The sequence below is a fragment of the uncultured Thalassolituus sp. genome, assembly GCF_950066645.1.
GTDB lineage: Bacteria > Pseudomonadota > Gammaproteobacteria > Pseudomonadales > Oceanobacteraceae > Thalassolituus.
In genome coordinates this window covers 190,743-216,476 of sequence record NZ_CATMFB010000004.1, presented here as the reverse complement: position 1 = coordinate 216,476, position 25,734 = coordinate 190,743, and the positions used below count along the sequence as shown (strand labels likewise).

Sequence of the window (25,734 nt, the reverse complement as noted above, 5' to 3'; positions counted from 1 at the left end):
CAACGAATTATCTGAGCGCCGATGAAGAGAAGACATCTTCCAGTCCCTACTCCCCTGATCGACCAGCTCGGTGAGATTAACAGCCCGCTTGCCTACTCCCGGAAAGTACTGAAACAGCACAGTCACATCAGTGTTCCGGATGCCTTCGATGACCTTGTCCACACGATTACGTTTCTTCAGGCCTATGATGGGTCAACTGCGACCTTTAACAGCTACCGGCGGGAGACCGAGCGCCTGTTGCAATGGAGTTGGCTCCTGCAGCAGAAGAGTCTTGCCGAGCTAACCCGGCAGGATCTGGAAAGCTACGTTCTTTTCTGCCAGGACCCACCTCCTGCGTGGACAGGTCAGAAACAGGTGGCAAGATTTATCACCAGAAATGGGGAGCGTGTTGTTAACCCAGTCTGGAAACCTTTTGTTAGCAAGCCAGATAAGCTGGGCAACGCCCCCTCTATGGCGCTTTCGCAGAAGTCACTTCAGGCTTTGTTTGCAGTACTCTCCACCTATTTCAACTTCCTGATTCAGGAAGATTACCTGCGCCTCAACCCCGTCAGCCTTATCCGCCAGAAAAGTAAGTTTCTGCAGCGCCATGCTTACCAGGAGCCCGTAAGGCGATTATCTAACCTTCAGTGGGACTTCATTCTTGAAACGGTCGAGGCGCTGGCGGAGCAGCAGCCAGCAGAGCACGAGCGAACCCTTTTCGTTATGAAGTGCCTGTTTGGCATGTATCTCAGGATCTCAGAGCTGGTTGCGGATGAACGCTCCGCGCCGGTTATGGGGGATTTTCAGCAGGATCAGGACGGTCACTGGTGGCTTCGTGTGGTTGGTAAGGGTAATAAGGTGCGGATGGTGACCGTGTCAGACGACATGCTGGAAGCCCTGAAGCGATATCGTTCTCACCTTGGTCTGCCGCCTATGCCGTACGTGGGTGAGCATACCCCGCTACTACCAAAGCTGCGTGGGCGCGGGCCGGTCACCAGTACCCGACAGGTCAGATATCTGGTTCAGAAATGTTTCGATCTGGCATATGAAAGAATGGTGTCACAGGGGCTGACTGATGAAGCGCAGGAACTGAAAGTGTCCACGGTGCACTGGTTAAGGCACACGGGAATATCCGAGGATGTTAAGTTCCGTCCCAAAGAACACGTCCGGGAAGATGCCGGTCATGCAAGCATGGCAACAACAGACCGCTATATCGATACAGAGATGAGGGAGCGGCACGCCAGTGCCCGGCACAAAAAGCTGAAGCCGGACTTCGAATAAGCCCGGCTTCTGGAGAGACACCAAAAACAGATCAGTGCATGTACTGACCACCGTTCGCCGACACATTGGTGCCTGTAATAAAGCCAGCATCTTCGTGTGCCAGGAAGCTTACCACCCGGGCGATATCCTCAGGCGTACCAAAACGTCCAACCGGAATGCCTTTGCGGATACCTTCGCGAATTTCTTCTGGCACTTCCATAATCATCGAAGTAGCGATATACCCAGGCGAAATAGTGTTCACGGTGACACCTTTGCTGGCCACTTCCTGTGCAACGGCCTTAGTAAAACCATGCATCCCTGCTTTGGCTGCCGAGTAGTTTGCCTGACCGAACTGCCCTTTCTCGCCGTTAACAGAACTGATGTTAATGATGCGCCCGTAGTTGTTGTTGATCATGTCGTTGATCACCATGCGGGTCATATAGAACACGGAGGTCAGATCGGTGTTGATGACGTCCACCCACTGGTCTTTGTTCATCTTCTTCAGGGTTGAATCGCGGGTGATGCCGCCATTATTCACAAGAATGTCGATGGCGCCGAAGTCCCGTTTAATGCCCTCTACGCAGGCTTCGCATGATTCCCACTCGGTGATATTGCCGAAGGCCAGTGCGATGTCGTAGCCCTCAGCTGCCATCTCCTCCTGAAAACGCTGGGCCTTTTCATGATTCCCGCCGGAGTAATATCCAGCGATGACCCGATAGCCATCGTCAGCAAGCTTCTTACAGATGGCCGATCCTATGCCACCCGTTCCCCCAGTTACCAATGCGATGCGTTTGCTCATTTCCTACTCCTTCAGAGTTGCTGTTACTGAATCAGAATTGCCAGTCACTATGAAAGTAGAATGACATTCGACTTTTTTGAAATAGACGTGACTGCATTTGTCACATTTTGTGTCGTCTTACGTGCGCAATGTTGCCACTGGACAGGTGTGAGACAGTTTTTGTCAGGTGAGTGGCGCACCATTTCCAAGCCCTGTCAGCTGGTCGATTGGGTAAAGAAGCCGTACTCGTTTATAATGCGCCGCTTTCTCCGCCCCAGGCCGTTGTATCATGAAGTTCATCGTTAAACTGTTCCCAGAAATCACGATCAAATCAAAGTCTGCCCGACGCCAGATGACTAAGATTCTCAGACAGAATCTGCAGGTTTTGTTCCGTACACACCTCATTTCTGCGGATGTTCAGAACCGCTGGGACAGTATTGCGATCGTCGTTAATCACGATGACGAAGTGACGCGCCGCAAGGTTATTCAGATTCTCAGTCACACACCGGGCATTGGCTTTACTCTGGAAATCGGCGAATACCCTTTTTCAACTCTTGATGACGCCTACCAGCGGATCCGCGATGAGTACCGGGACGAGGTCGCGGGCAAGACGTTTTGTGTGAGGATCAAACGGGCTGGTCAACATGATTTCACCTCTCATCAGGCTGAGATCTACATCGGCGGCGGCATTCTGAAAGAAACTGAGGCCCGCGCGGTGTCCCTGAAAAGCCCCGAGGTGGTCGTTAAGGCCGAGCTTCGCAACGACAAGGTTCATGTTGTCCGCCAGACAATCAAGGGACTGGGCGGCTACCCTCTGGGAAGCCAGGGGGAGGTCCTGTCTCTTATCTCTGGTGGGTTTGATTCGACAGTTGCCAGCTACCTGATGACCCGTCGCGGGCTGAAAACGCACTTCTGCTTCTTCAATCTTGGTGGCAGCGCCCATGAAATTGGGGTTAAGCAGGTCGCGCATTACCTCTGGAGCACCTACGGAGAATCGCACAGAGTTAAATTCGTCACGGTACCCTTTGAAGACGTCGTCACCGAAATTCTGAAGAACGTCGAGACCAGCCAGATGGGAGTCGTACTGAAGCGCATGATGCTCAGGGCCGCCTCTCAGGTGGCTGACAATCTCCACCTCCCTGCGCTGGTGACTGGCGAGGCTGTCGCTCAGGTCGCCTCTCAGACCATTACCAATCTGGCAGTCATTGACCGCGTTTGTGATCACATGGTCCTCCGCCCTCTTGCTGCTATGGATAAACAGGAAATCATTAACACTGCCCGCCGCATAGGAACCGAAAGCTTTGCCGCGAGCATGCCGGAGTATTGTGGTGTCATCTCCGTTAATCCTACGACGGTCGGAGACCGCAAGCGCGTAGAGGCGGCTGAAACAGCCTTTGATATGGCGGTTCTGGGTGATGCGATTGCGCGCTCACGTACCCAGCGTATTGACGAGGTGCTTAGCGAAGCTGAGAGCGGTCTGGAAGATATTCCTGTCGTCACTACGCCCGCCATCAGTGATGTTATTGTCGATATCCGACATCCTGCTGAAGCTGAAGAGAATCCGCTGACATTGCCCAACAACGCGGTGTTGCGCATCCCGTTCTACGACCTGGAAACAAAGAAGAGCGAGTTTGCGCCGGGTGTGCGCCACTTACTTTACTGCCAGAAAGGCACCATGAGTCGTATTCATGCACACCATCTCAGCCTGGAAAGCCCGGAGCGATACGGCGTGTTCTCCGAGCCCGATATTAAGCGTCCGGTAACCACTTCTGACGCAGAGCAGACAGAACAGGAATCTGTAGCCGATGACTAAAATTGTAAGTTTCAACATTAACGGCGTGCGCGCCCGCCCTCATCAGCTCGAAGCAATACGGGATGAGCTGAATCCGGATATTCTCGGGTTGCAGGAGACGAAAGTTCATGACGAGCAGTTTCCAAAGGAGATGGTGGAAGCGCTGGGGTATCACGTCGAATTCTTCGGGCAGAAAAGTCACTATGGCGTCGCCCTTCTCAGTCTTACTCCTCCTGTTCGCGTACAGAAAGGATGGCCATGGGACGACGAAGATGCCCAGAAGCGCCTGATTCACGCAACGTACGATGTTCAGGGTGAACAATGGCATGTGATCAACGGGTACTTCCCGCAGGGCGAAAGCATCGATCATGAAGTGAAATTCCCCGCTAAGCGTCGGTTTTATTCCGACCTGATGCGGTATCTGGAAGAGAACTTCACGCCTGATGACAACCTGATCATCATGGGAGATATGAATATCTCCCCGGAGGATAAAGATATTGGCATTGGTGAGCCGAACCGTAAGCGCTGGCTGAAAAGCGGCAAATGCAGCTTTCAGCCAGAAGAACGGGAGTGGTACACGCGTTTACTTGCGTGGGGACTGAAAGATTCGTTCCGGAAAATTGCTCCCGACAACGATGATACTTTCAGCTGGTTTGATTATCGTTCCCGCGGGTTCGAAGACACTCCAAAGCGCGGCCTGAGAATCGACCACATTCTGGTCACCGAGCCACTGTATCAACGGTGCACTGATTCTGGTGTCAGCTACACCGTGCGTGGAACAGAAAAACCGTCGGATCATGCACCTGTGTGGTCTGAGTTTTCCTGATCAGCCCAGCCCTTCGTGCTGAAGGGCTGAAATATAATCCAGCCAGCGTTTAGCCTGGACAGAGACACCCGGCATAGACGCTGCCTGCTGAAAGAATCTTCTGGCGTCGTCAAACTGCCCTGTTTCCATCGCGCAGCTGCCCGCCAGCAACGTCAGAGACCCTCGCTCACGCGAGTCACCTAGCATGCTGGGAGTCAGCGTCGAAAATGCATCCACTACCCTGGCACATTGCCCCTCGGCATAGAATAGGCGCAGCGCCTGCTGAAGCAACGCAGAACGAGAGTCAGACATCCCCTGAGCAAGCATCCGTTCTGCTGCTTCGGAAAGGTCCCGCGCAGACCGCAACGCCACCAACAGCAGCTCGCCTGAATCTTCTTCAGGGATGTTCTCGAGGATTTTGACTGACTTAGCCGGTACACCCTGCGCAATCATCAGGCGGGCCATGTCTTTCTGATCACTCTCATTCAGCAGGCCTGCCATATTTGCCAGCTCATAGACCGCCAGCTGCTTTTCGGGCTCATTAAGCAGTTGGTGCATTCCGCCAAGCTGCAACCACCAGATACGGTTGTCCGGACGCAAGGCGATGAGGCGTCGGAGAGTACCTGCTGCAGCGCGATATTGTTCGGTGCGGTACTCAGCTGCAACCTTCATTGACAACCAGGCTTCCGGCGGCGATGACTCCTGACTGAGCGCACCGTTAATCCAAGGCAGCGACTCACCCCAGCCTTCGTCTGTCTGCCAGGCAATCGCCATCAACATTTTTATTGCTGGCGCAACGTCCGGAGCGTCTGCAGTGATTCTCGAAGACAATACCGCTCGTGCCTTGCCGGGATTGTCTGTCATGAGGTAGGTCTTAGCCAGCAAGGCTGCAACGGGAATACGCCTGTCGGGAGGCAGACTTGTATTGGCGAGTACGACTTCAAGTACCTCTGCGCTCTCCGCCACCTGGTCAGTCTGCTGCAGGGCCTCGGCCCTGAGCTGCAGCAGAAGTGCCTCAGCCAGACCACCCTCCTGTTTTGCCCAAAGCTCTGCCGTGTCATCAAGCACGTCATTGTATGAGCCGGCCGTGAGTAGCTCCTGCGTGGCCTGTAACTGGCGATACTGGCGCTCACTCAACTCCGCAGCGAACACCGGCAGACTGAGACATAAGAATACAAACAGTCGGATCATTTCAGAGAAAACTCTATCGTCTGGGTTGCGGTCTGGCCTACAGCTTTACCGTTTTCAACCTTAGGTTCAAAACGGTACCGATACAGAGCCCTGATGGCTTCGCGCTCAAAGACACCGGGCGGTTCAGACTCGATGACCTCAACGCCTGTTACGCTGCCTTCGGCTGATATCGTCAGGCGGGCTTTGACGTAGCCTTCAATTTTCCTCGATAGTGCGCGAGCCGGGTAATTGGCAGCCGGTCGCACCAACGGCATGACCTCACTGTCTCCCATGCCAATCCCTGCGAGTATGTCGCCGCTTCCGGAAAGTGATGTCACACTCAGGTCCGTTGAGAACGCCGGCACATTCACTGAAGGCGGGCTCAACTCCTGCGCTTGTGAAGAAGCACTCATTGCGGTGTCCCGGGCGACTGGCTGTTCCGGGGGTGGTGGGAGACTACGCTCCCGGCGCTCTGCCCCGGTTTCCTGCTTCTGGCGAAGAAAGCTGAGCTGAACAGGAGGTGCGCTGTCCATGCTCAGATTCTGCGGCGGTGCCACCATGTAACTCATCAGACCAAAAAGAATCAGGGCAACAGCACAGCCAAGCGGAAAAAGCAGCAGATACCGCATCAGCGATCCCCGCTTGCTGCCAGTGCAATATCATCAATACCCGCCAGGCGGATCTGATCCATCACTTTTACAAGAAGCCCGGTGGGGGCAAATTCGTCTGCCTGAATAATGACCGCCCCAGAGGTACTGTCAGCCTTCAGACGCTCGACGTTGGCGCGCACCGCACGCACATCTACTGCGCGTTTATCAATCCATATTTCGCCATTGGCACGGATCGCGACCAGAATATTGCTGCCATCTTTCTGTTCTGCAGTTGACGCCTGGGGCCGGTTAACCGTCACACCACTCTCTTTGACGAACGAGGTAGTGACAATAAAAAAGATGAGCATGATAAAGACGATATCCAGCATCGGTGTGATATCGACATCTGCTCCTTCGCTGTCTCTGTCTACATGACGCCTGGCCATTACTCACCCCCTATCGGCATCTGATCGGCTAATTTCTGAGTGAGGCGCTGCGTCAGGCGCTGGAAACGGCTACGGAAATATAAGCCAGACAATGCGACCACTAAGCCTGCCATGGTCGGCAATGTTGCCTTTGAAATGCCTCCGGCCATGGCGCGGGCATTCCCCGTACCAGCGATAGCGAGCGTGTCAAAGACCTCGATCATTCCGGTAACGGTTCCAAGCAGGCCGAGCAAAGGACAGACTGCGATCATAGCGCCGATCAGTATCTGAGGCCCTTCAGCCATGCTGCGGAACCCGGATAGCCAGGCGCTGCGGATCTGGCGCGCGGATGCGGACGTCTGATCGTTACGATGCTTCCACTTCTGCGTATTCATGAAAATCAACTGTTGCTGAACCCGATAAAAGAACCAGAGTCGCTCCAGGATCAACATCCACAGAATGGCCGCCGCTGCAAAAACCGCATACAGAACCGGGCCTCCCTGCGATATAAAGTCTGTCAGCCAGAGCATTAACGCGACTCCCGCTTTTCTGCAGCCTCAGCGATCAGCCCGGCTGACTGCTCATCGAGCACCTGGACCAGCCCCCGACTTTGCGACGCCACCCAGCTGTGCAGCAACAGCAGAGGCACGGCAACGATTAAGCCGAGTTCCGTGGTGACAAGCGCCTGAGAAATACCTCCTGCCATCAGTTTCGGGTCTCCCGATCCGAAAACTGTAATTGCCTGGAACGTGGCAATCATACCTGTCACTGTGCCAAGCAACCCGAGCAGGGGCGCAATCGCTGCAAGCAGGCGAATGATCGACTGCCCACGCTCAATTCCTGGCAGTTCTTTCAGTACCGCCTCGTCCATGCGGGCTTCAAGCAGCTCCTGATCGTCGTTATCGGAACCGCGGGCAATCAATATCCGGCCAAGGGCATTGTCCGGGGATGGCGCTTCCAGCGTCCGGAGTTGATTGCGGACAGCAGAGCCTGTCAGGCGCAGTGCAATAAGTCGCCAGGCAGCGATCGCAGCACCCACTGCGCCAATGAAAATGATGAGGTAGCCCACCATGCCACCCTGTCGCAGACGATCAACAAAGGTCGGTGATTCTGCCGTCAGGCTGAGCAACCCACCCCGCGAGGGGTCTATCGCCACGGGAGCAACATCACTGGCCAGGTAGTTATCGATCAGGGCAGCCTCAGTGGGCTGGCGTGGAAGAAGGCTGAGCGCCTTCATCTCATCATCGAGAGTAAGGTAGCCATCTGCAGAAATCAGGTTGAAAGTACCAATACGAATCACTTGTGTATTGGCAAGTTCACCATTCGGGTAAACCGCATCAACCTCCGTTGAAGAAATCTCACCACTCCAGCGCGCTTCATCTCTCAATGCATCCCATAACTGCTTGAGCTCTGTCAGCTGCGGCAGCTCGCGGGCCTCAGAGAGCGCCGCAAGGTTAGCCGCAATATCGGGGTGATCGATACGAACAATACTATTGTCAGTGACGCTCTGAAGGTCGGTTGCCGTCTGACGCACAACGCCAAACATTTCTCCAAGACTACCTGTTCTCAGGCGCAGTGCTTCAGACGCATCCGCCAGGGCTTTTTCGTTCGTTGCAAAAGTTTCTCTGAGTCGCTCGGACTCTTCACGAGCGTCATTGCGGCTGGCGTCTGCGGCGCGATAGATGTCCATCTGTGCTGCAAGGTCGCCGCGGAATGCTGCTTCGCGTGCACTATCCAGCTGCTGTGTCGCCGCTTTCACGAGATCGGCATTCTGGGTTGGCGCAGCCGCAAAGAGAGGTAGGGATAACAATGCAGCTGTGAGGCCGGTCAGGATTCTGTAGCTATTCATCTGGACGCTCCGGCAGAAGGCAGAGACAGTGTCACCAGTTGAGGCGTGACACTTTGTCGGGCGACTTTAACGGCGGTTATAACGTTTGACGTTTCGCTGGTGTCCAGGGGCTCCCATCCGGCAGGTGTCCACCGTTCTGAGCTGCGACCATCAATGGTCGCGCGATAGAGTGCAATACGCCCGACTCTCAGATAGTCGTATGCGAGATCCGACTCCTGTTTTCGCCATGCCTCAATCGTGCGGCCATATTCGACTTCGATAAGCAGGGCTTCCGTAATCCGGCGATATTTTTCGGCAACACTGACGTCAGCCCTGGGCATAAGCGCCTGTAACTGTTCAACGCGCACCGTGCGCTCATCCAGCAGAAACGGAACACCTGACGAGATATCTTCAACCAGGCCGTCGATCATATCCTGCATCAGTGGCAGAACACCGCGCTCAGTACTGTCGATGCTTTCGATCTGGCTCGCGATACTCGCCAGCTCTTCAGATTGACTGGCGATAATGGCACTCAGTTGGCGATTGTAGAGCTGAGTCTGGCGCGATTCAGCAACTGCCTCGCGGGTCTGATTGAGCAGCTCTCGGGTCTTTTCATCTAATTGATTGATCCGCAACTGGGATTGCGCTGACTCGGCATTGGCTTTAACAACGGTGTCTGTGGCTGTTCCGACTTCAGATGCAGCAACGGGCAGCGAAATCAGAGCTGATAATACTAGATACTTCATGATTTCAGTAGTCCTGTAAATTTAAACCAAGCTGCGCAGCAACGGCTTCGGTCCCACGGGGTGCAACAACGGCTTTACTGCCAGCCTGTCCTCTCAGATAAGCCTCTGTAACACGCTGGACATCGGCCCATTTGACCTGCAGCAGCCGGTCTCTGAATGTCTGGCGAATTTCACGCGTACGTCCTGTGCGATCCATATGGAAGGCCTGTTTCGCTTCTCCGGCAGGAGATCCAGGCCGGTCAAGGCTGCCAATCAGTCCGAGAATAGCCTGATCAACCAGTGCGTCGCCGTCCTTCAGATTGAGCACCCAGTCGACGGAATGGCTGAAGTCGTCGAATGTTCCCTCCACCCGGGGGTCGCGGTAGGAGTAAAATTTAAATCCGGCGATGGAGGAATCCTGCGTCGCCCCTGCCCCATACGCACCACCCTTTTCGCGAATAGCCGTGTGAAGGAAACCATTGCGGAGCACACCACCAAGCACCGATAGCGCAGCGGCATCGGGGTGGTTAAGTGTGACCGTAGGGAATGCCATGGCACAGAAATTAACCTGAGAATCGACCATCCAGTACTGAGCCGTACCCGACGGCGACCAGTGGACAGTCCCTGAACGGGATTCTGCCGACTGTCCCCAACAGCATGACAACGCAGCACGATGACTGCCAGCGCTGGCTTCATCATGTACCAGCAGTGCTGCCTCTGGATTTGAACCAATCGCCTCAGAGATAGATTCGAGTACCGAAACAAGTTCGCCGGCCCCCTGGTTACGGATGTGATTGACCCTCGCTTTCAGGCGGGCGGTCTGCGGGAGGCCGCCAATTTCATTCATAAAGTGCGCGGTAGGATTCAACTGTGCGGCAGCCGCCGACATGGCCAGCGCATGACCACTTCCGGTTATGCCCTGTTCCTTACGTGCTTTTGCCTGACCAAGAAGATCCGTCAGGCGCTTTTCTTCATTGAATACCGATGTTTGCCAGGTCTCCTGCATCAGTGAAGAGAATGCCTCTGCCTGACCGCCAAGCGCTTTACCTGTCATTACCAGATAGCCACTCAGGTGACTGCAGTCATCGACCTGGGCTTTGATGGTCGCATAGGATGACAGCGACCCAACGATCGCTGTCTGCTTCTGTTGTTGGGCCAGGTAATCGTTTCCGCCTGCACCGACCTCTGTCCACGCCTGGGCAAAGAACGGCAGCCAGGTAATCTGGTCCGCGGACAGATCAGGGAGTTGGCAGAGCAATTGTTGATAGAGAATACCGTTTGTCCCTGCAACGTATTCAGTGGTTGCCAGCCCATCAGAATGCTCAGCGGTAGGAGCAACATACGATAACTGAGGGTTAACATCTGCAAGAGTCACCTGTGGCAGGATACCCGGATCATCATCCTCCGCCTGTCGTTTTTCCAGCGCAGCCGCCAGTTCAACCACAGCATCGATGTCGCTTTCGCTCATGCCTGCCTTCAGCTTTTCTAGTCTCTGGCGCTCAGCGTCGGCAACCTGACTGTTCAAGTCAGCATCCGGAGCCAGCGTATAGAGGACTCGATGTTGATTATTAATCAGCAGACGGGTGACGGCTTCCTGTATAAATCCGGGCTGTGTAACTTTGCAGCGGAGTCGTTCAAGTGCGGGGTCAAGATTAAGCAGTGCAACCGGGTCACCATAATGGGTAGCTGCAGGTAAGGCATTGAGGATCAGCTGCAGCCCATACGGGTAGTGATCACCTCCGATTTCCCGCTGATGCAGTTCCAGTTGGTGGAGCGCAGCGTCAACCATGTCCTGTGGTACGCCGTCTCTCGCGACAGTATTCAGAGTATTGAGGATCAGCGCCTCAACAGCACCGGCATGTTCGGGCTCGCTGCCCTCCAGGCCGCACATAAAACTCATTTCACGATTGGAATCTTCCAGTCCGCACAATGGTGACGGCGTAGCGCCCAGCGAAGACTCTTCAAGCGCCCTGCGTAATGGCGATGCGCTGTTGTCGAGCAGTACCTGGCTGACGAGGTGCGCTTCCAACTGAGCATCCAGATCGGTTGAATCACCGAGAAGCCAGCCAACCACGTGGTGAGTTTTACCTGACAGATCGTCGCTGTCGACACCGTATCGCGCCGTTGTGGTGACCGGTTTCTGATAGCGCTTTTCCGGATCTACACGCCATTGCCTTTCCTGTTTTTCAAACCGGGAAAGCGCCTGAATATGAAGTTTTGATTGGAGTTCGGATACGTCGAGGTTTCCGAAGGTCATAAAAATGGCATTGGTCGGGTGATAATGCGTGCGGTAAAACTCAGTCAGCTGTTCGTAAGTGAGATCGACAATGTCTGCAGGCTCGCCACCGCTGTTGTAGTGATAGGTTGTCGTCGGAAACAATACACTGCTGATACCCTGCCACAGTTGCGATACTGCGGAGGACATTGCACCTTTCATTTCATTAAACACCACCCCTTTGTACTCGAGAGGTGAGTTCCGGTCGGTACGATCTGACAACTCAACCCTATGCCCTTCCTGAGCAAAATCCAATTCGTGCAGGCGGGCAAAAAATACTGCGTCCAGATAAACATCCAGCAGATTATTAAAGTCTTTATCGTTCTGAGAAGCGAAAGGATATGCGGTCCAGTCGCTACTCGTCATGGCATTCATAAAAGTGTTAAGGGATCGACGTGTCATCATAAAGAACGGATCCCGCACAGGGTATTTTTCACTGCCGCACAACGCGGTGTGCTCAAGAATGTGAGCAACCCCGGTAGAGTCGTGAGGCATGGTTCTCACCGCAACAAGAAACGCTTTTTCATCATGGTCGCAGTTGATGTGATAGTGAACGGCCCCGGTTTGCAGGTGTTCGTAATGATCAATCCCGATATTCAGGGATTCAACCGGGGTGCTGCTGACCAGCCGGAATTGGACGTCGTTGCGAGTAGTTTCAATCATGAAGTACCGGAATATCCTGTTATAGTGCTGTTATTGCCCTATCTTAACAGTGACCCTGATGGACTGGAATGCGCAAAATGGAAACCCTGCTGAACAATGAATTTCCTGTAAATCAGGAGTTTGCCTACCTGAATCATGCGGCTGTCGCCCCCTGGCCGGAAAGCGCACGGCGGGCGGTTACAGATTTTGCCCAACAAAACACTCATGCTGGTGCTGCGCATTACCCAGACTGGCTGATGGTTGAATCGCAATTACGAGCAAATCTGGCACAGATGATTAACGCCCCGACAGAGACCGTTGCGTTCGTGAAAAATACATCAGAGGCGCTCTCGTTTGTAGCCTATGGCATTGATTGGCAGCAGGGAGACCGCGTAGTTATCCCAGATGAAGAATTTCCTTCAAACCGGATCGTGTGGGAATCTCTGCAGGAAAAAGGGGTTGTCCTTGAGACGGTGTCCCTTAGCGGGGAAGACCCGGAAGAGAAGCTTCTGCGCGCAATCGCTCAGTCGCCCAGATTGGTATCAGTCTCTGCTGTTCAGTACGCCACCGGCATACGGCTTGACCTGAAACGGATCGGTGAGGCCTGCAAGGCTAACGGTGTGCTGTTTTGTGTGGATGCTATTCAGATCATCGGGGCTCTGCAGTTCGATGTGCAGGCATGCCACTGTGACTTCGCCATGGCAGATGGCCACAAGTGGCTGCTGGGCCCTGAAGGGCTGGGCGTGTTCTATATCCGGCCTGAAGTCATGGATCAGCTCACACTGAACGAATATGGCTGGCATATGATTGAGCATGCCGGAGATTACAGCCGGACAGACTGGACGCCTGCTTCGAGTGCCCGCCGGTTCGAGTGTGGCAGCCCTAACCTGCTGGCCGCGCACGCGCTAAAAGCCAGTACGGATCTGCTGATTACTGAGGGAATGGATAGAGTAGAAAAAGCCATCTGCGAAAAAACACAATATCTCGCCGATGCACTTCAGCAGGCAGGCGCTCGTTTGATTACACCAGAACACAGCATTGGCAGGTCTGGAATCCTCACATTCAATACGAATGGTAAAGACCCGAAAGACGTCTGGCAGGCGCTTATGAAAGAGAGGGTTATCTGTATGCACCGGGGTGGTGGTCTGCGGTTTTCACCTCACTGCCACACCCCGCAAAGCACGCTGGATGCAGCGGTGTTGGCCGCTGCACGCATCTGCCAGTGGTAATGTTCGTCAGAACTGGATGCCGTATGTTATGTCGTATGTTGGGCCAGATCCGTCAGAGTCATAATAATCAGGATCATCGCTGTCGTAGCTTTCTGTCCGGTTGTATATGCCGGCACCTACAGAAATGTAATTCTTATTGCTAAGAACGAAGCGATAACCGCCGATCACATGCAGCCCGTAGAGAACTTCTTCTCCATCATCAAATTCATCTTCTACGATTTCAACAGGCGCATAACCAACTGCAGCATAGAAGCCGCCGTGATTCCGATCCTGAAGAAGTCGCGCTCCATAAGTGAGGCCGCCAATAATACCTTTGCCAACAAAAAGCGAAAGATGATCAACTGGCGCATATTCAAGCGATACACCGAGTGCCGGAGTAAGACCCGACAAACCCAGATTCAGTGAAATATTCGATTCGTCAGAACCGTTTGCGAAAGAGGGAGCGCTGACAATCAAAAGACTGCAGGCAGTAAGACTCAGGGACTTCAAAACAACTTCCTTTGTCAAAGTTAAAGGTCAGGAATACACGTTACATCGTGTGGGTCATCCGGTCGGATTTTACCGCGCCGGCGAGGTAGGTTTCGATTTTATTGCGCGCGGTATCATCGTCACCATTAAACTGAACGCCAACACCTGCAACTTTATTGCCCTGAGCTCCCTTAGGGGTAACCCACACCACTTTTCCAGCGACCGGGATTTTCTCGGGCTCTTCCATCAACTTGAGCAGCATAAACACTTCGTCGCCCAGCTGGTAATGCTTACTGGTTGGGATAAAAAGCCCACCATTACGAATGAACGGCATGTAGGCAGCGTATAACACTGACTTATCTTTGATTGTTAACGACAGAATGCCACTGCGGCCAGCCAGACTCATGCGTGTACTCCATGCGGTTCAGCAACAAGTAGCTCTCGCCACTCCAGAAGCAGAACCTCAATTGTGAGGGTTTTGTTATGATGTGATGCTCCGGAGAGCAGTTGCCCCAGAATCTGCTGGAGCTTTTCCTGAAATCGTAACAGGCGCATCCGGTCGATACCAAACTGACTCCCCAGTTCTGTGACCGCGTCTGCAAAGACGCAGTACTCCCGCGATACGCCCGAGCTGGTTTTTAACAGATCGCTACTCAGCGCGTAGAACCAGGCAATCACATCCGCAAATTCAAGCTTAGCCCAACGTTCGGCAACGCGATTCAGGGGAAGGTCTCCCCGACTCCACTGCTGAAGCTCGGAAGTCCAGGTCTGCTGCGTGTCTGCGACACCGGAGTTCAGCCATTCAAGCGCACGCAACGGTGCCTGGTAATTACGCTGCAGGGCTTCGAGCGCTCTGTCTCGCGATACACCCTGCTGGCCGAGCCATGCAATGGAATCGTCGGACGCTGGTGGCGTGAGGCTGATGCGCTGGCATCGGCTTCGGATGGTCGGTAGCACGGAACCAAATCGCTCGGTCTCCAGCAGAAGAAAACTTTCTCCCGGTGGCTCTTCCAGAGTTTTTAACAAGGCATTGGCGGCGTTCGTATTCATGACATCGACCGGCCGCATGATCACCACCTGACAATTGCTGATCTGAGGCGTCTGGAATATCAGTTCGTTAACCCGACGCACGTTATCAATGCGTATCTGCCGACTGCCCTCATCTGGCTGACAGATTATAAAATCCGGGTGACTGCCTGCGTCCCACAACTGACAACTGTGACACTGACCACAAGCGTCGTCGCCATTACGTGTGCAGAGCAACCATTTGGCAATGTGCAGGCATAATTGATGTTTACCAATGCCTCCAGCTCCACTGACGAGAAGTGCGTGCGGCAGACCCTTACCATTCTGACGACGGACGAGTGATGCCCATACACCACTCTGCCACGGCAACAGACTCATATTACATCCCCGGCCAGAATTGCTTTCAGAACAGACTCTATGTCGCGCTGTACTTTATCCAGAGGCTGCGTCGCATCCAGCTTGTGGAAACGAGGTGAGTGAGCGGCGAGTTCGAGAAAACCCTGTCGTACTTTTTCAAAAAAACTCAGCTTCTCAAGTTCAAACCGGTCCGTCTGTTCAATCCCCTGCTCTGCCCGTCTTGACGCTCTGGCCATGCCGGTTTCCACTGGCGCATCTAACAGCAGAGTACAGTCCGGCTGCAGATCTTTTTGCACCAGACCTGTCAGAAGCTCGATATCTGCCCTGGGTAATTCACGACCATACCCCTGATAGGCCATCGTTGAATCACTGAAACGATCGCAGATCACCCACTCCCCGCGCTGAAGGGCAGGCACAATCACTTTCTCAATGTGTTGTGCTCGCGCTGCAAACACGAGCAGCAACTCAGTCATCGCTGTCATATCTTCGTTGTGATGCGCCTTAAGCAGATCATTACGAATCTTCTCGGCAATTTCGGTTCCACCCGGCTCTCGAGTCACAACAACAGTAATGCCCTGGTCTTTAAGCCAGTCCGCTACAAAGGCAATGTTGGTTGACTTCCCTACACCTTCACCACCTTCGAAGGTGATAAAGCGTCCAGGATAAGAATGTTTCTTCATCAGTTTTCCTGTGGTGCGGGCGACGAACGATAATCAGATCTGCGCTTCAGCTGGTACCGACGTACCGCTTCATTGTGTTCTTCAAGGGTGGATGAAAAATAGTGACTGCCATCGCCCTTCGCAACAAAATACAGCTCAGTGCCATCGGCTGGATGCAGAGCTGCATGAATTGCTGCACGGCCCGCCAGTGCAATAGGCCCCGGCGGGAGGCCTTTGTGGCGGTAGGTGTTGTACTTGTTTGACCGGTCACGCAGGTGTGCACGGGTCAGATTCCCATCAAAGCCGTTACCCGCACCATAAATAACTGTCGGGTCTGTTTCCAGTCGCATACCCCGCTGTAAACGACGCACAAACACTCCGGCGATCACAGGCCTTTCGCTGGCGACGCCCGTCTCTTTTTCCACGATCGAGGCCATGATAAGTGCTTCGTAAGGGGTTTTATATGGAAGATCTGGTGCCCGGTTCTCCCACTCCTCCATAAGGATCTGATTCAGACGTTCATGGGCCTGCGTAATCAGCCCAGACACCGGCTCGTCACGGTAGTAAACATAGGTATCAGGATACAGTTGCGCTTCCGGGTCGGCGGACAGATCAAGAAACGCAGCAATGCCTGCAGGTGTCAGATCCGACAGATCCTGGCGCACATGCTCCGCTTCGCTGAGTACCGTCAGGGCATCAATCAGGGGGCGCCCCTCAATGAGAGTGATCCGGTAAGTTCTGGGCTTGGCCGTGGCAAGAAAACTAAGCAATTCAAAATTATTCATCCGTGCCGGGATAATAAACTCTCCCGGATGAATATCACGGCTGAGACCCGATACTTTGCCGGCCACCCTCAAGGCAAAAGCTGAGTTGAGCCAGCCAGCAGATTCCCATTCGCGCGAAAGGCCACTCAAGGTAGCACCCTTCGGAATATCAACAACAATTGGCGCCTCGTTGCTGTTTGCCTGATTCAACCAGAACCAGCCAGCGGCAGCGCCAGTTAACAGCATGAAAAGGGGTAAGGCGAGAATGAAAGCCAGCAAACTTCGTTGGCGACTCATAAATAAAGACTCCGGAACTGCTTCTGCCACAAGGATACTTCAGCGTGTTCTGAATATACCATGTCACCACAGGAAGATGCTGACCTGAAACCTGTCAGCGTATTGCAGAAAACGAGTGCACAGGCTCGTTCGAGATCTGCGCACGTGATCACTGACTCATGGATTGTTGCCCGCTCTTTCAGCCATGCCAGCGTCACACCGTTTACGCCAGACAGCTCAAGGCGAGGGGTGTGCCACTGTCCGTCAATACTGATTAGCACATTACTCATAATGCCTTCGATGATATTGCCCTGAGTATCCAGCATCAAAGCTTCATCAACGCCATCTGGTAACGCATTTCTTGCCAGAACCTGCTCAAGTCGGTTCAGATGTTTCAGCCCTGCAAGCGCCGGTTGCTGGCTAAGGCGCACATCACTCAGGCAGACTGACAGCGGTTTATCGCTGAAATCACTGGCCGGAAAATGCTGAAGCCGGACAGTTGGTGTAAGGTCAGCGGGCGCATAGTAGCCGCGCTCTGTTTCGCCGCGACTGACAATCAGCTTGATTACACCGGAGTGTGAAGAGTGACAGGCTGACTCAAATGCTTCTTCAACAACCGCCCGGGCATTGACCGAGAACCCCAGTTTTTTAAGGCCAGCTACAAGCCGGTTACGATGGTAATCCGCCAGGGGGACGGAGCCATCAGCAGCGCAGCGCATCGTCTCAAACAATCCGTCTCCGAACTGAACGGCGCGATCGGTACAGGCAGGCGAGTGCTGCCAGCCCGAGGAGTGCCAGAAGAAGGTTTCAGACATTAACCTGCAACCCTGCTGAGTATCAGGGTTCCGTTCGTTCCACCAAACCCAAAGCTGTTCGACATCACATGATTGGCTTCTATGTGCCGGGCAGTACCGGGGATAAAGTCCAGGTCGCACCCGTCATCCGGACTGTCGAGATTGATGGTTGGCGGCGCCGATTGATGCTGGAGCACCAGTGTACAGATGAGTGCCTCAAGTGCCCCTGCAGCGCCCAGAAGGTGCCCTGTCATAGACTTTGTTGAAGACACCGGAATGGCAGTATCTTCACCGAAAACCTGCTTGATGGCATTGACCTCTGCAATATCACCCAGAGGCGTCGATGTGCCATGTGCATTAATGTATGAGATTTCACGGGGTGCACGACCAGCATCGTTCAAGGCATTTTTCATCGCCAGGGCAGCGCCTTGCCCGTCTTCTGGCGGGGTCGTGACGTGGTGCGCGTCGTCACTCATTCCAAACCCGGTGATTTCTGCGTAGATATCAGCCCCTCTGGCCATCGCGTGATCGTAAGATTCGAGCACGAGCACAGCCGCCCCGCTTCCGAGCACAAAGCCGTCACGATCTTTGTCCCAGGGGCGACTCGCCTGCTCCGGGGCGTCATTGCGCGTACTCAGAGCGCGAGCCGAAGCAAAGCCAGCCATGCCCACAGGGCAGCATGCCATTTCAGAGCCGCCAGCGATCATAATGTCGGCGTCTCCGTAAGCGATTGTCCGCGCGGCGTAGCCAAGGTTATGTGTCCCGGTCGTGCACGCCGTGGCAATTGAGAAGTTGGGCCCACGAAAGCCATGTCGTATAGCAACATTGCCTGAGGCCATATTGACGACCGAACCGGGCACGAGAAATGGTGATACGCGACGGGGGCCGGATTTGCTGAGAGTGAGTGCGTTCGCCTCGATGGTTGCCAGGCCACCGACGCCCGAGCCAATGGCCACGCCAACACGGTCGCTGGCGCACTGCCCAGAGATCCCGCTGTCCGCAATGGCCTGCTCTGCTGCGACGATTGCGTACTGAATAAACAGGTCCATTTTGCGTGCTTCTTTCTCAGACAACACCGGCTCAGGAGAAAAGCCCTGCACTGTGCCGGCAAAGCGCACAGCAAGAACACTGGCATCAAAGTGCTCAATGAGTGAAATGCCACTGCGCCCAGCCATAAGAGAGGCCCAGGTATCACCGACATTAAGCCCAAGAGGATTTACGGTCCCGAGACCTGTAATTACCACCCGTTTCGTCTTCATAGCGTTCCGTGTCACATGCAATCAGGGTCTTTCAGAAATAAAAAAGCCGCGACACATGGCGCGGCTCTCTATGCGGCCAGACCTCAGAGGTTGGCTACGATGTAGTCGATAGCTTCCTGAACGGTAGTCAGCTTCTCGGCCTGCTCATCCGGAATCTCGGTCTCAAACTCTTCTTCCAGAGCCATAACCAGCTCAACAGTGTCCAGAGAGTCTGCACCCAGGTCTTCTACGAATGAAGATGAAGATTTAACGTCTTCTTCTTTAACACCCAGCTGTTCACAAACGATTTTCTTTACGCGTTCTTCAATGTTGCTCATGTTTATTTCCTGACTTGTTGTAGTTTCCTGGAGGTCAGCGCTGTGACCTCAGCCCATATTCATGCCGCCATTCACATGAATGGTCTGGCCGGTAATATATCTGGCGTCATCACTGGCCAGGAAGGAGACCGCACCAGCAATATCCCCCACCTGTCCGAAGCGCTTACCCGGAATGGACGCTAGGATGGCCTCTTTTTGCGCTTCAGGCAAGACATCCGTCATATCTGTTTGAATAAAACCGGGTGCAACGCAGTTTACTGTGATGTTACGACTGGCTATTTCCTGAGCAAGAGAGCGGGTAAATCCCTCAAGACCGGCTTTAGCAGCGGCGTAATTAGACTGGCCTGCATTGCCCGTCGTACCAATAATCGAGCTGATATTGATGATACTCCCAGCCTTCTGCTTCAGCATGGCTTTTGACAGCGCTTTGCATACCCGGAACACGCCGGTCAGGTTCGTGTTCAACACTGCTGACCAGTCATCTTCATTCAGACGGAGGAATAGGTTATCACGAGTAATGCCAGCGTTATTCACGACAACGTCTGGTGTGCCGAACTGAGCCTGAAGCCCCGCCAGCGCCTCATCTGTCTGCGCGCTATCGCCGATATTCAACACCAGAGCGTCGTGCTCTGCACCGCTTTCCTGCAGTGCCTCACGAAGTTTAGCTGCTCCAGCCTCTGAAGTTGCCGTGCCCACCACCCGGAAACCATCGCTTACAAGGCGCTGCGCAATCGCAAAACCAATTCCTCTCGACGCCCCGGTAACCAGCGCCAGCTTCTTTTCAGACATCAGTTCACTCCCTGAATCAGATCTATGGTGTTCCGCAATGACGACGCGTCGCCTGTGTTGGCAATCGCCAGTGATTTATCAATGCGTTTGTTCAGTCCTGCGATCACTTTGCCCGGGCCGAATTCGACGGCAAGCTCCGCGTGAGATCTGATGGCCGGAACCGCCCCGGTCCAGTTGACCGGGCTATACAGCTGAGCCAGAAGCCGCTCTGGGATCTCCTGGAGCGTCGCCGGGGCATTGCTGACATTATGAAACACGGGAAATGCTGGAGCGCGCCAGTTGATGGCGGCAAGATCTTCGCGGAACGACTCGGCAGCAGCCTTCATCAGACTTGAGTGGAATGGCCCGCTTACGGCAAGTGGCAGAGCACGCTTTGCGCCAGCTTCTTTAGCAAGCACAACGGCTTTCTCTATGCCTGAAACTTCGCCTGCAATGACAATCTGGCCCGGCGCATTGAAGTTTGCTGGCTCAACCACGCCTGCCGCTGCCGCATCGGCACATACCTGCTGAATTGCTTCATCGTCGAGTCCGAGAACTGCTGCCATACCACCCTGACCGGCTGGTACCGCTTCTTCCATCAGCTCGCCACGGCGACGTACCAGTCTGATTGCGTCAGAGAAGTCGATTGCATCCGCAGCGACCAGTGCCGAATACTCTCCCAGCGAGTGCCCTGCGGCAGCGGTTACGTGAAGTGCCGGGCACTCAGCGGCAACAATCCGCCAGAGTGCAGTACTGGCAGCCAGCAGCGCTGGCTGAGTATTAAATGTCTGGTTGAGTTGTGAATCAGGACCATTCTGAGTGAGAGCCCAGAGGTCAAAACCGAGCGCGTCGGACGCCTCGGAAAAGGTTTCTGCAACCTGCGGGAAATCAGATGCGATGTCTGCCAGCATGCCAACCTGCTGCGCGCCCTGCCCCGGAAAGAATGCAATTACATCAGTCATTCTGCTGCCTTATCATTATTGTTTGACCAGCACCTGCTGAACAATATGCAGGTGCAGATGATAGAGGCCCATATTCTGACAATAAATCCCATCTAATGCACAGGATTAATGCCTGATATTCACGAGACTGGCGTGTTGTACTCACTGAAAGCGCTCTCCAGTGAACGGAAATCGCGGGTGCGGATCTGGCGGACGAGGTACTCCAGCGCGTAGCGGAATGTCCGCTCATCAGATTTACCGTGCGTCTTAGCGACATGCCCGGCAATACCAAGAAGCATAGCACCACCATGTCTGGCAGGTGACACCTGACGGTCAATCCTGCGCATGGTTGCCTTCCACATAGGGATAAACCACCGTAACGCGAGTGACTGGCGTAGTTCATTACCCATCATGCTCAGCAACCACTCGATCAGGCCCTCGGTAGTCTTCAGCGCAATATTCCCGGAGTAACCATCACAGACCACCGCATCCAGGCGACCATCAAACAGATGATCCCCCTCGATAAATCCACGGTAACCAGACGCGAGCTCTGTAGAAAACAGCTCTCCGGCCCTGCGGACTACTTCCGGGCCTTTTCCTGGCTCGGTGCCTATATTAAGCAATCCGATGGTCGGATGAGGCTCCCCTCCAATCATGCACCAGGCCGAGGCAAGGCGACCCAGCTGGAGCAGGTCCTCGGGGCTCATGCCTATATTGGCTCCCAGATCCATCATGAGAACGGGTTTGTTTCTCGTGGGGAGCTGAGTCGCCAGCGCAGGGCGGTCGATACCCGAAAACGTACCGATATACTTCATAGCCAGCATCAGGAGCGCACCGGTATTTCCAATCGACAGGACACCGTCTGCCCGGCCATCAGCGTGTAGAGAGAGAGCAACACCCATTGTCGAAGTTCCTGCCTGTTTGAGCGCGGACTTAGGCGAGTCGGACATGCGTATATGGCCCGAGCAGCCAATAATTTCGATGCGATCTGAAAATTTTGCGAGAATCTTTTTCGCCAATGCCTGCTGGTCTGGCTCAAGAGGGAGAAGAATGCGCACGTCCGGTTGAGAACGCAGCAGGGCTTTGCAGGCCCGGAAAGCAACGCGGGGACCTAAGTCCCCGCCCATGGCATCAACCGCTATGGTCAACATAGATTAGTTGCTGCCAGTCTCCACGACTTTCTTACCACGGTAGAAACCATCGGCAGTCACGTGGTGACGACGGTGGGTTTCACCAGAAGTAGCGTCGGTGGACAGAGCGATGCTATTAGTGTCCAGAGCATCGTGAGAACGACGCATACCACGCTTGGAACGAGTAACTTTATTTTGTTGAACCGCCATTGTTTGGCTCCTGATTTATCGCTATTTCTGTTTAAGCTGCGCAAGCACTTCGAACGGGTTCGGGCGCTTAACGTCTGCATTCGTTTCTTCTTGCTCCGGCAGATCGGCACTGCACTCATCGGCCGGATGCATTGGAAAATCAGGCAGACTCAGCAAAACTTCGTCTTCAATGATTTCCCACAGGTCTAATAGACCGTCTTCTGTCAGTTCCGCAGGCTCCAGGCGCTTGGGCAGCTGCTTGGCCTGTTCATCATTGAATACCAGCCCCAACTCAAAGTTGCTACTGATTGCCAATGTGACCTCACCAAGACATCTCTGGCAGGTCATGACGACACTGGTCGAACAATCGCCCTTCAGAACCCTGTGGCGCTCAATATCCCGATCAAATTCGAGATTGCAACTCACTGGAGTGTCGCTCCGTAACGTTGCGGCACTCAGACGGGTTAACTTTGAAGCGTCAATTTGACCTGTAAGTTGTTGATTAACATCAACTAACTTACCACCGTCGACACGCTTTGGAATCTGAGCCTCTGTCATAGTGCGCGACATCATAGGTATGTCGCCCTCTCATGTCAAAAATATTTAGCGCAGCATCACAGTCTGCTGACTGAAGAAGCTTGCAACCCCCTGACCAAAGCTTGCACCGAATCGCTCAATCAGGCGCTGGAATGGATCAGGCTGAAAAGTATAGTTTTCAAGTTCTTCCGTACCCAGCAGTTCGCGAGCGACGTAACTGGACGATCCAAGACCGTCAATCAGCCCGTATTCCAGCGCCTGCTCACCTGTCCAGACCAACCCGCTGAACAGTTCTGGATCATCAGCCAGACGATCACCCCGCCCCGCTTTCACCTGATCGATAAACTGGTTGTGAGTAACCTTAAGTACGCTTTCCCAGAATGCTTTCTCGTCTTCTTTCTGAGGGGAGAACGGATCGAGGAACGCTTTGTGCTCGCCCGAGGTGTACAGGCGACGCTCAACCCCAAATTTCTCCATCGCACCGGTGAAGCCAAAGCCCGACCCAATGACGCCAATGGAGCCGACCAGACTCGCCTTGTCGGCATAGATTTCGTCTGCTGCAGCAGCAATATAGTAAGCACCGGATGCTCCAAGATCGACAATCACTGCATACACAGGGACGTCCGGACGCTCAGCCTTAAGACGCTTAATTTCGTCGTAAACATAGCCAGACTGAACAGGGCTGCCTCCCGGGCTGTTGATCCGCAGAATCACTCCCAGGATATCAGGGTTGTCAAATGCTTCCCTGAGAGCCCCCACAATCGCATCCGCACTGGCTTCCTGATCTGCAGCAATCGGACCATTCACCTCAATAATGGCCGCATGCTCGCCAGACACGCTCGCATGACGGTCAGCCCCACCAGGCACCCGCAACAAAGCAAGCACCACAATCAGGTAGGTAAAAGTAAGAAGCTTAAAGAAGATCCCCCAGCGTCGTGCAGTCCGCTGCTCTGTCTGGGCGGATAAAAGCGCCTTTTCAATCAGCTTCCACTCTTTACTGTTATCGGCCGGGCGCTGCTGTCCGTTGTTATCCATTGGTTTCAATCCAGTTGGTAAGTTCCTGAATGCTATGACAAATCACACGCGGTTCACAAGCAAGGAGGCGCGCTTCATCATGAGCACCATGACTCATGCCCACCGAGTGCATTCCGGCGGCAGATGCCATTTCAAGATCAAAAGTAGTGTCTCCGACCATAAGCGCGCGCCCAGGAGAGACATTCAACTCACTGAGTATTTCAAAAAGCATGCATGGGTCTGGCTTCGACCGGGTCTCATCTGCGCAACGGGTGATGTCGAAAACAGAATGCATCGACAGGTCCGTCAGTATGCGGTCAAGTCCTTTGCGGCTTTTGCCTGTGGCCACCGCCAGACGGCGCGTGCCGGCATAACGATCAAGCAACTCGGCCGCACCATCGAAGAGCGACATCATCACTGGGCTGTCACTGACAAAGTGGCGCGCGTACGCCGCTTTCATCGGAGGTAGCTGGTCTTCCAGAATCTCGGGCCATACCGTGCGAATGGCTTCTGGCAACCCAAGACCAATAATATTCTGAATCTCACTATCATGGACAACCCTGAGCCCCGTCTCGTGCGCGGCCGAGCGCATGCTGTCGACGATGCGCCCGGTTGAATCGCAAAGAGTCCCATCCCAGTCAAAAATAAGTAGCTCGTACTTCATACATCCCCTCCGAACTCACACCCAACCTGACGGAATGCCGCCAGCATTTCCTGATCGGGCAGCGCCTGAAGTGATAGCTGCTCACCATCCAGTGGATTGCGGAAGCTCAGGCGCCACGCATGCAGGCACAACCGACGCACGCCATGATCCCTGTCCAGTTCTTTTTCTGTTTTGTCGCTGTATTTCTCATCGCCCGCGATCACATGCCCCTCTGCAAGGGAATGGACTCTGATCTGGTGGGTCCGGCCGGTAACAGGCTCCGCCTCAATCAAAGAATATCGACGCCCGGAACTGAGCAGCCTTGTACGCGTATGGCAGCTTTTGCCTTCCTGACTGACCACCACTATGCGTTCACCCGACTGCCGCTCCGTACGTAGCAGTGGATGCTTCACATCACGAACGCCTGCATCCCATTGGCCATGAACAAGTGCGAGGTACTGCTTGCGGATGCCTTTTTTGTTAACCAGCATCTGCTGCAGGGCCGTAAGCACGGATCGTTTTTTGGCAACAAGAATCAAGCCCGACGTGTCGCGATCAAGACGATGAACGAGCTCAAGAAACGAATGATCCGGACGGAGTTTGCGCAAGGCCTCGATCAGCCCGAGAGACACCCCGCTTCCACCATGAACCGCCAGGCCGTGAGGTTTATTCACTGCAATCAGCCCGGCATCTTCGTACACAATGCTGGCCTCAAGTATCTGCTGCAGTTTTGGTGAGACATCAGGGACTTCATTCTGCTCAGGCAGCCGCACAGGAGGGACCCGGACAATGTCGCCCGAGGCAATTCGGGAGTCTGCTTTAACTCTTCCCTTATTCAGGCGAACTTCGCCTTTGCGGATAATGCGATACACCAGAGTTTTGGGCGCCCCCTTCAGCAGAGTGAGCAGGAAATTGTCGATCCTTTGTCCGTCATTTTCCTCTCCGACTGTAATAAGGGAGACTTTGGCGGGATCAAACTGCTCTCGGGACATGTATAAACCAGTATTGAAGATGAAGTTTTTCAGCGCGGGTGTTTGCTGCACCACTACATTGTTGCTATATTCGCCGGAGTCCGGGTTGAGACATGTTTCAGA

The 25,734-nt window shown here is 54.0% G+C and carries 28 protein-coding genes; 4 read left to right on the top strand and 24 right to left on the bottom strand.

Features of this window, described 5'->3' with window-relative positions; genetic code table 11:
• Window positions 1–21 precede the first annotated feature (21 nt).
• The gene (locus tag Q1L85_RS05550; protein WP_300425103.1) at window positions 22–1,260 is read left to right on the top strand and encodes a site-specific integrase; all 1,239 of its coding nucleotides are present in this window, start codon (window positions 22–24) and stop codon (window positions 1,258–1,260) included.
• Between the two features lie 31 nt (window positions 1,261–1,291).
• On the opposite strand, the gene phbB is transcribed toward Q1L85_RS05550, so the two are convergent.
• Window positions 1,292–2,038 carry an acetoacetyl-CoA reductase gene (gene phbB / locus Q1L85_RS05545; RefSeq protein WP_300425104.1) on the bottom strand — a complete coding sequence of 249 codons (747 nt, stop codon included), beginning with the start codon at window positions 2,036–2,038 and terminating at the stop codon, window positions 1,292–1,294.
• 268 nt (window positions 2,039–2,306) lie between these two features.
• Here phbB and thiI point away from each other — a divergent pair, with 268 nt between their 5' ends.
• Both thiI and xthA read left to right on the top strand, forming a co-directional pair.
• Window positions 2,307–3,830: a tRNA uracil 4-sulfurtransferase ThiI gene (gene thiI / locus Q1L85_RS05540; protein ID WP_300425106.1), complete on the top strand. Its 1,524-nt coding sequence runs from the start codon at window positions 2,307–2,309 to the stop codon at window positions 3,828–3,830.
• Window positions 3,823–4,635, top strand: a complete 813-nt coding sequence (gene xthA, locus Q1L85_RS05535) for an exodeoxyribonuclease III (RefSeq protein WP_300425108.1) — start codon at window positions 3,823–3,825, stop codon at window positions 4,633–4,635. Before thiI ends, xthA begins: the two co-directional genes overlap by 8 nt.
• Here the strand turns inward: xthA and Q1L85_RS05530 are convergent, their stop codons facing one another.
• Genes Q1L85_RS05530 through Q1L85_RS05500 form a run of 7 tightly spaced genes read right to left on the bottom strand, consistent with a single transcriptional unit; the run spans window position 4,636 to window position 12,290 of the window.
• Window positions 4,636–5,805: a hypothetical protein gene (locus Q1L85_RS05530; RefSeq protein WP_300425110.1), complete on the bottom strand. Its 1,170-nt coding sequence runs from the start codon at window positions 5,803–5,805 to the stop codon at window positions 4,636–4,638.
• Window positions 5,802–6,413: an energy transducer TonB gene (locus Q1L85_RS05525; RefSeq protein ID WP_300425112.1), complete on the bottom strand. Its 612-nt coding sequence runs from the start codon at window positions 6,411–6,413 to the stop codon at window positions 5,802–5,804. The genes Q1L85_RS05530 and Q1L85_RS05525 overlap by 4 nt, the downstream gene beginning before the upstream one ends.
• Window positions 6,413–6,820, bottom strand: coding sequence for a biopolymer transporter ExbD (locus Q1L85_RS05520; RefSeq protein WP_300425114.1), 408 nt, complete (start codon window positions 6,818–6,820; stop codon window positions 6,413–6,415). Before Q1L85_RS05520 ends, Q1L85_RS05525 begins: the two co-directional genes overlap by 1 nt.
• The gene (locus Q1L85_RS05515; RefSeq protein WP_300425115.1) at window positions 6,820–7,329 is read right to left on the bottom strand and encodes a MotA/TolQ/ExbB proton channel family protein; all 510 of its coding nucleotides are present in this window, start codon (window positions 7,327–7,329) and stop codon (window positions 6,820–6,822) included. The genes Q1L85_RS05520 and Q1L85_RS05515 overlap by 1 nt, the downstream gene beginning before the upstream one ends.
• A complete protein-coding gene (locus tag Q1L85_RS05510; RefSeq protein ID WP_300425116.1) occupies window positions 7,329–8,648 on the bottom strand; it encodes a MotA/TolQ/ExbB proton channel family protein in 1,320 nt (439 codons plus the stop codon). Before Q1L85_RS05510 ends, Q1L85_RS05515 begins: the two co-directional genes overlap by 1 nt.
• The gene (locus tag Q1L85_RS05505; RefSeq protein ID WP_300425118.1) at window positions 8,645–9,373 is read right to left on the bottom strand and encodes a DUF3450 domain-containing protein; all 729 of its coding nucleotides are present in this window, start codon (window positions 9,371–9,373) and stop codon (window positions 8,645–8,647) included. The genes Q1L85_RS05510 and Q1L85_RS05505 overlap by 4 nt, the downstream gene beginning before the upstream one ends.
• A gap of 4 nt (window positions 9,374–9,377) precedes the next feature.
• A complete protein-coding gene (locus Q1L85_RS05500; protein ID WP_300425120.1) occupies window positions 9,378–12,290 on the bottom strand; it encodes an insulinase family protein in 2,913 nt (970 codons plus the stop codon).
• 77 nt (window positions 12,291–12,367) lie between these two features.
• Between Q1L85_RS05500 and Q1L85_RS05495 the strand changes: the two genes are divergently transcribed.
• Window positions 12,368–13,498, top strand: a complete 1,131-nt coding sequence (locus tag Q1L85_RS05495) for an aminotransferase class V-fold PLP-dependent enzyme (RefSeq protein ID WP_300425122.1) — start codon at window positions 12,368–12,370, stop codon at window positions 13,496–13,498.
• A gap of 6 nt (window positions 13,499–13,504) precedes the next feature.
• On the opposite strand, the gene Q1L85_RS05490 is transcribed toward Q1L85_RS05495, so the two are convergent.
• The 16 genes from Q1L85_RS05490 to Q1L85_RS05415 form a co-directional block, all read right to left on the bottom strand.
• Window positions 13,505–13,987, bottom strand: a complete 483-nt coding sequence (locus Q1L85_RS05490; RefSeq protein ID WP_300425123.1) for a hypothetical protein — start codon at window positions 13,985–13,987, stop codon at window positions 13,505–13,507.
• A gap of 40 nt (window positions 13,988–14,027) precedes the next feature.
• A complete protein-coding gene (locus Q1L85_RS05485; RefSeq protein WP_300425125.1) occupies window positions 14,028–14,372 on the bottom strand; it encodes a PilZ domain-containing protein in 345 nt (114 codons plus the stop codon).
• Window positions 14,369–15,370, bottom strand: coding sequence for a DNA polymerase III subunit delta' (gene holB, locus Q1L85_RS05480; protein ID WP_300425126.1), 1,002 nt, complete (start codon window positions 15,368–15,370; stop codon window positions 14,369–14,371). The genes Q1L85_RS05485 and holB overlap by 4 nt, the downstream gene beginning before the upstream one ends.
• Window positions 15,367–16,029: a dTMP kinase gene (gene tmk, locus Q1L85_RS05475; protein ID WP_300425128.1), complete on the bottom strand. Its 663-nt coding sequence runs from the start codon at window positions 16,027–16,029 to the stop codon at window positions 15,367–15,369. Before tmk ends, holB begins: the two co-directional genes overlap by 4 nt.
• Window positions 16,029–17,069 carry an endolytic transglycosylase MltG gene (gene mltG, locus Q1L85_RS05470; RefSeq protein ID WP_300425130.1) on the bottom strand — a complete coding sequence of 347 codons (1,041 nt, stop codon included), beginning with the start codon at window positions 17,067–17,069 and terminating at the stop codon, window positions 16,029–16,031. Before mltG ends, tmk begins: the two co-directional genes overlap by 1 nt.
• Window positions 17,066–17,863 (bottom strand): aminodeoxychorismate lyase, encoded by a 798-nt coding sequence (gene pabC / locus Q1L85_RS05465; RefSeq protein ID WP_300425132.1) that lies wholly within the window; start codon window positions 17,861–17,863, stop codon window positions 17,066–17,068. The genes mltG and pabC overlap by 4 nt, the downstream gene beginning before the upstream one ends.
• The gene (fabF, locus tag Q1L85_RS05460) at window positions 17,863–19,101 is read right to left on the bottom strand and encodes a beta-ketoacyl-ACP synthase II (RefSeq protein WP_300425133.1); all 1,239 of its coding nucleotides are present in this window, start codon (window positions 19,099–19,101) and stop codon (window positions 17,863–17,865) included. The genes pabC and fabF overlap by 1 nt, the downstream gene beginning before the upstream one ends.
• Before the next feature lie 83 nt (window positions 19,102–19,184).
• Complete coding sequence (acpP, locus tag Q1L85_RS05455) at window positions 19,185–19,418, bottom strand: acyl carrier protein (RefSeq protein WP_300425135.1); 234 nt, start codon at window positions 19,416–19,418, stop codon at window positions 19,185–19,187.
• Between the two features lie 48 nt (window positions 19,419–19,466).
• Window positions 19,467–20,207, bottom strand: coding sequence for a 3-oxoacyl-ACP reductase FabG (fabG, locus tag Q1L85_RS05450; protein ID WP_300425136.1), 741 nt, complete (start codon window positions 20,205–20,207; stop codon window positions 19,467–19,469).
• On the bottom strand, window positions 20,207–21,148 hold the full coding sequence (gene fabD, locus Q1L85_RS05445; protein WP_300425138.1) for an ACP S-malonyltransferase: 942 nt from the start codon (window positions 21,146–21,148) through the stop codon (window positions 20,207–20,209). The genes fabG and fabD overlap by 1 nt, the downstream gene beginning before the upstream one ends.
• 119 nt (window positions 21,149–21,267) lie before the next feature.
• Window positions 21,268–22,278, bottom strand: a complete 1,011-nt coding sequence (locus tag Q1L85_RS05440; protein ID WP_300425140.1) for a phosphate acyltransferase — start codon at window positions 22,276–22,278, stop codon at window positions 21,268–21,270.
• Window positions 22,279–22,281: 3 nt separating this feature from the next.
• Window positions 22,282–22,467 carry a 50S ribosomal protein L32 gene (gene rpmF / locus Q1L85_RS05435; protein ID WP_300425142.1) on the bottom strand — a complete coding sequence of 62 codons (186 nt, stop codon included), beginning with the start codon at window positions 22,465–22,467 and terminating at the stop codon, window positions 22,282–22,284.
• Between the two features lie 21 nt (window positions 22,468–22,488).
• The gene (locus tag Q1L85_RS05430) at window positions 22,489–23,019 is read right to left on the bottom strand and encodes a YceD family protein (RefSeq protein WP_300425144.1); all 531 of its coding nucleotides are present in this window, start codon (window positions 23,017–23,019) and stop codon (window positions 22,489–22,491) included.
• A gap of 30 nt (window positions 23,020–23,049) precedes the next feature.
• Window positions 23,050–24,018: a S49 family peptidase gene (locus tag Q1L85_RS05425; RefSeq protein ID WP_300425146.1), complete on the bottom strand. Its 969-nt coding sequence runs from the start codon at window positions 24,016–24,018 to the stop codon at window positions 23,050–23,052.
• Window positions 24,011–24,661: an HAD-IA family hydrolase gene (locus Q1L85_RS05420; protein WP_300425147.1), complete on the bottom strand. Its 651-nt coding sequence runs from the start codon at window positions 24,659–24,661 to the stop codon at window positions 24,011–24,013. The genes Q1L85_RS05425 and Q1L85_RS05420 overlap by 8 nt, the downstream gene beginning before the upstream one ends.
• The gene (locus tag Q1L85_RS05415) at window positions 24,658–25,632 is read right to left on the bottom strand and encodes an RluA family pseudouridine synthase (RefSeq protein ID WP_300425149.1); all 975 of its coding nucleotides are present in this window, start codon (window positions 25,630–25,632) and stop codon (window positions 24,658–24,660) included. Before Q1L85_RS05415 ends, Q1L85_RS05420 begins: the two co-directional genes overlap by 4 nt.
• Window positions 25,633–25,734 lie beyond the last annotated feature (102 nt).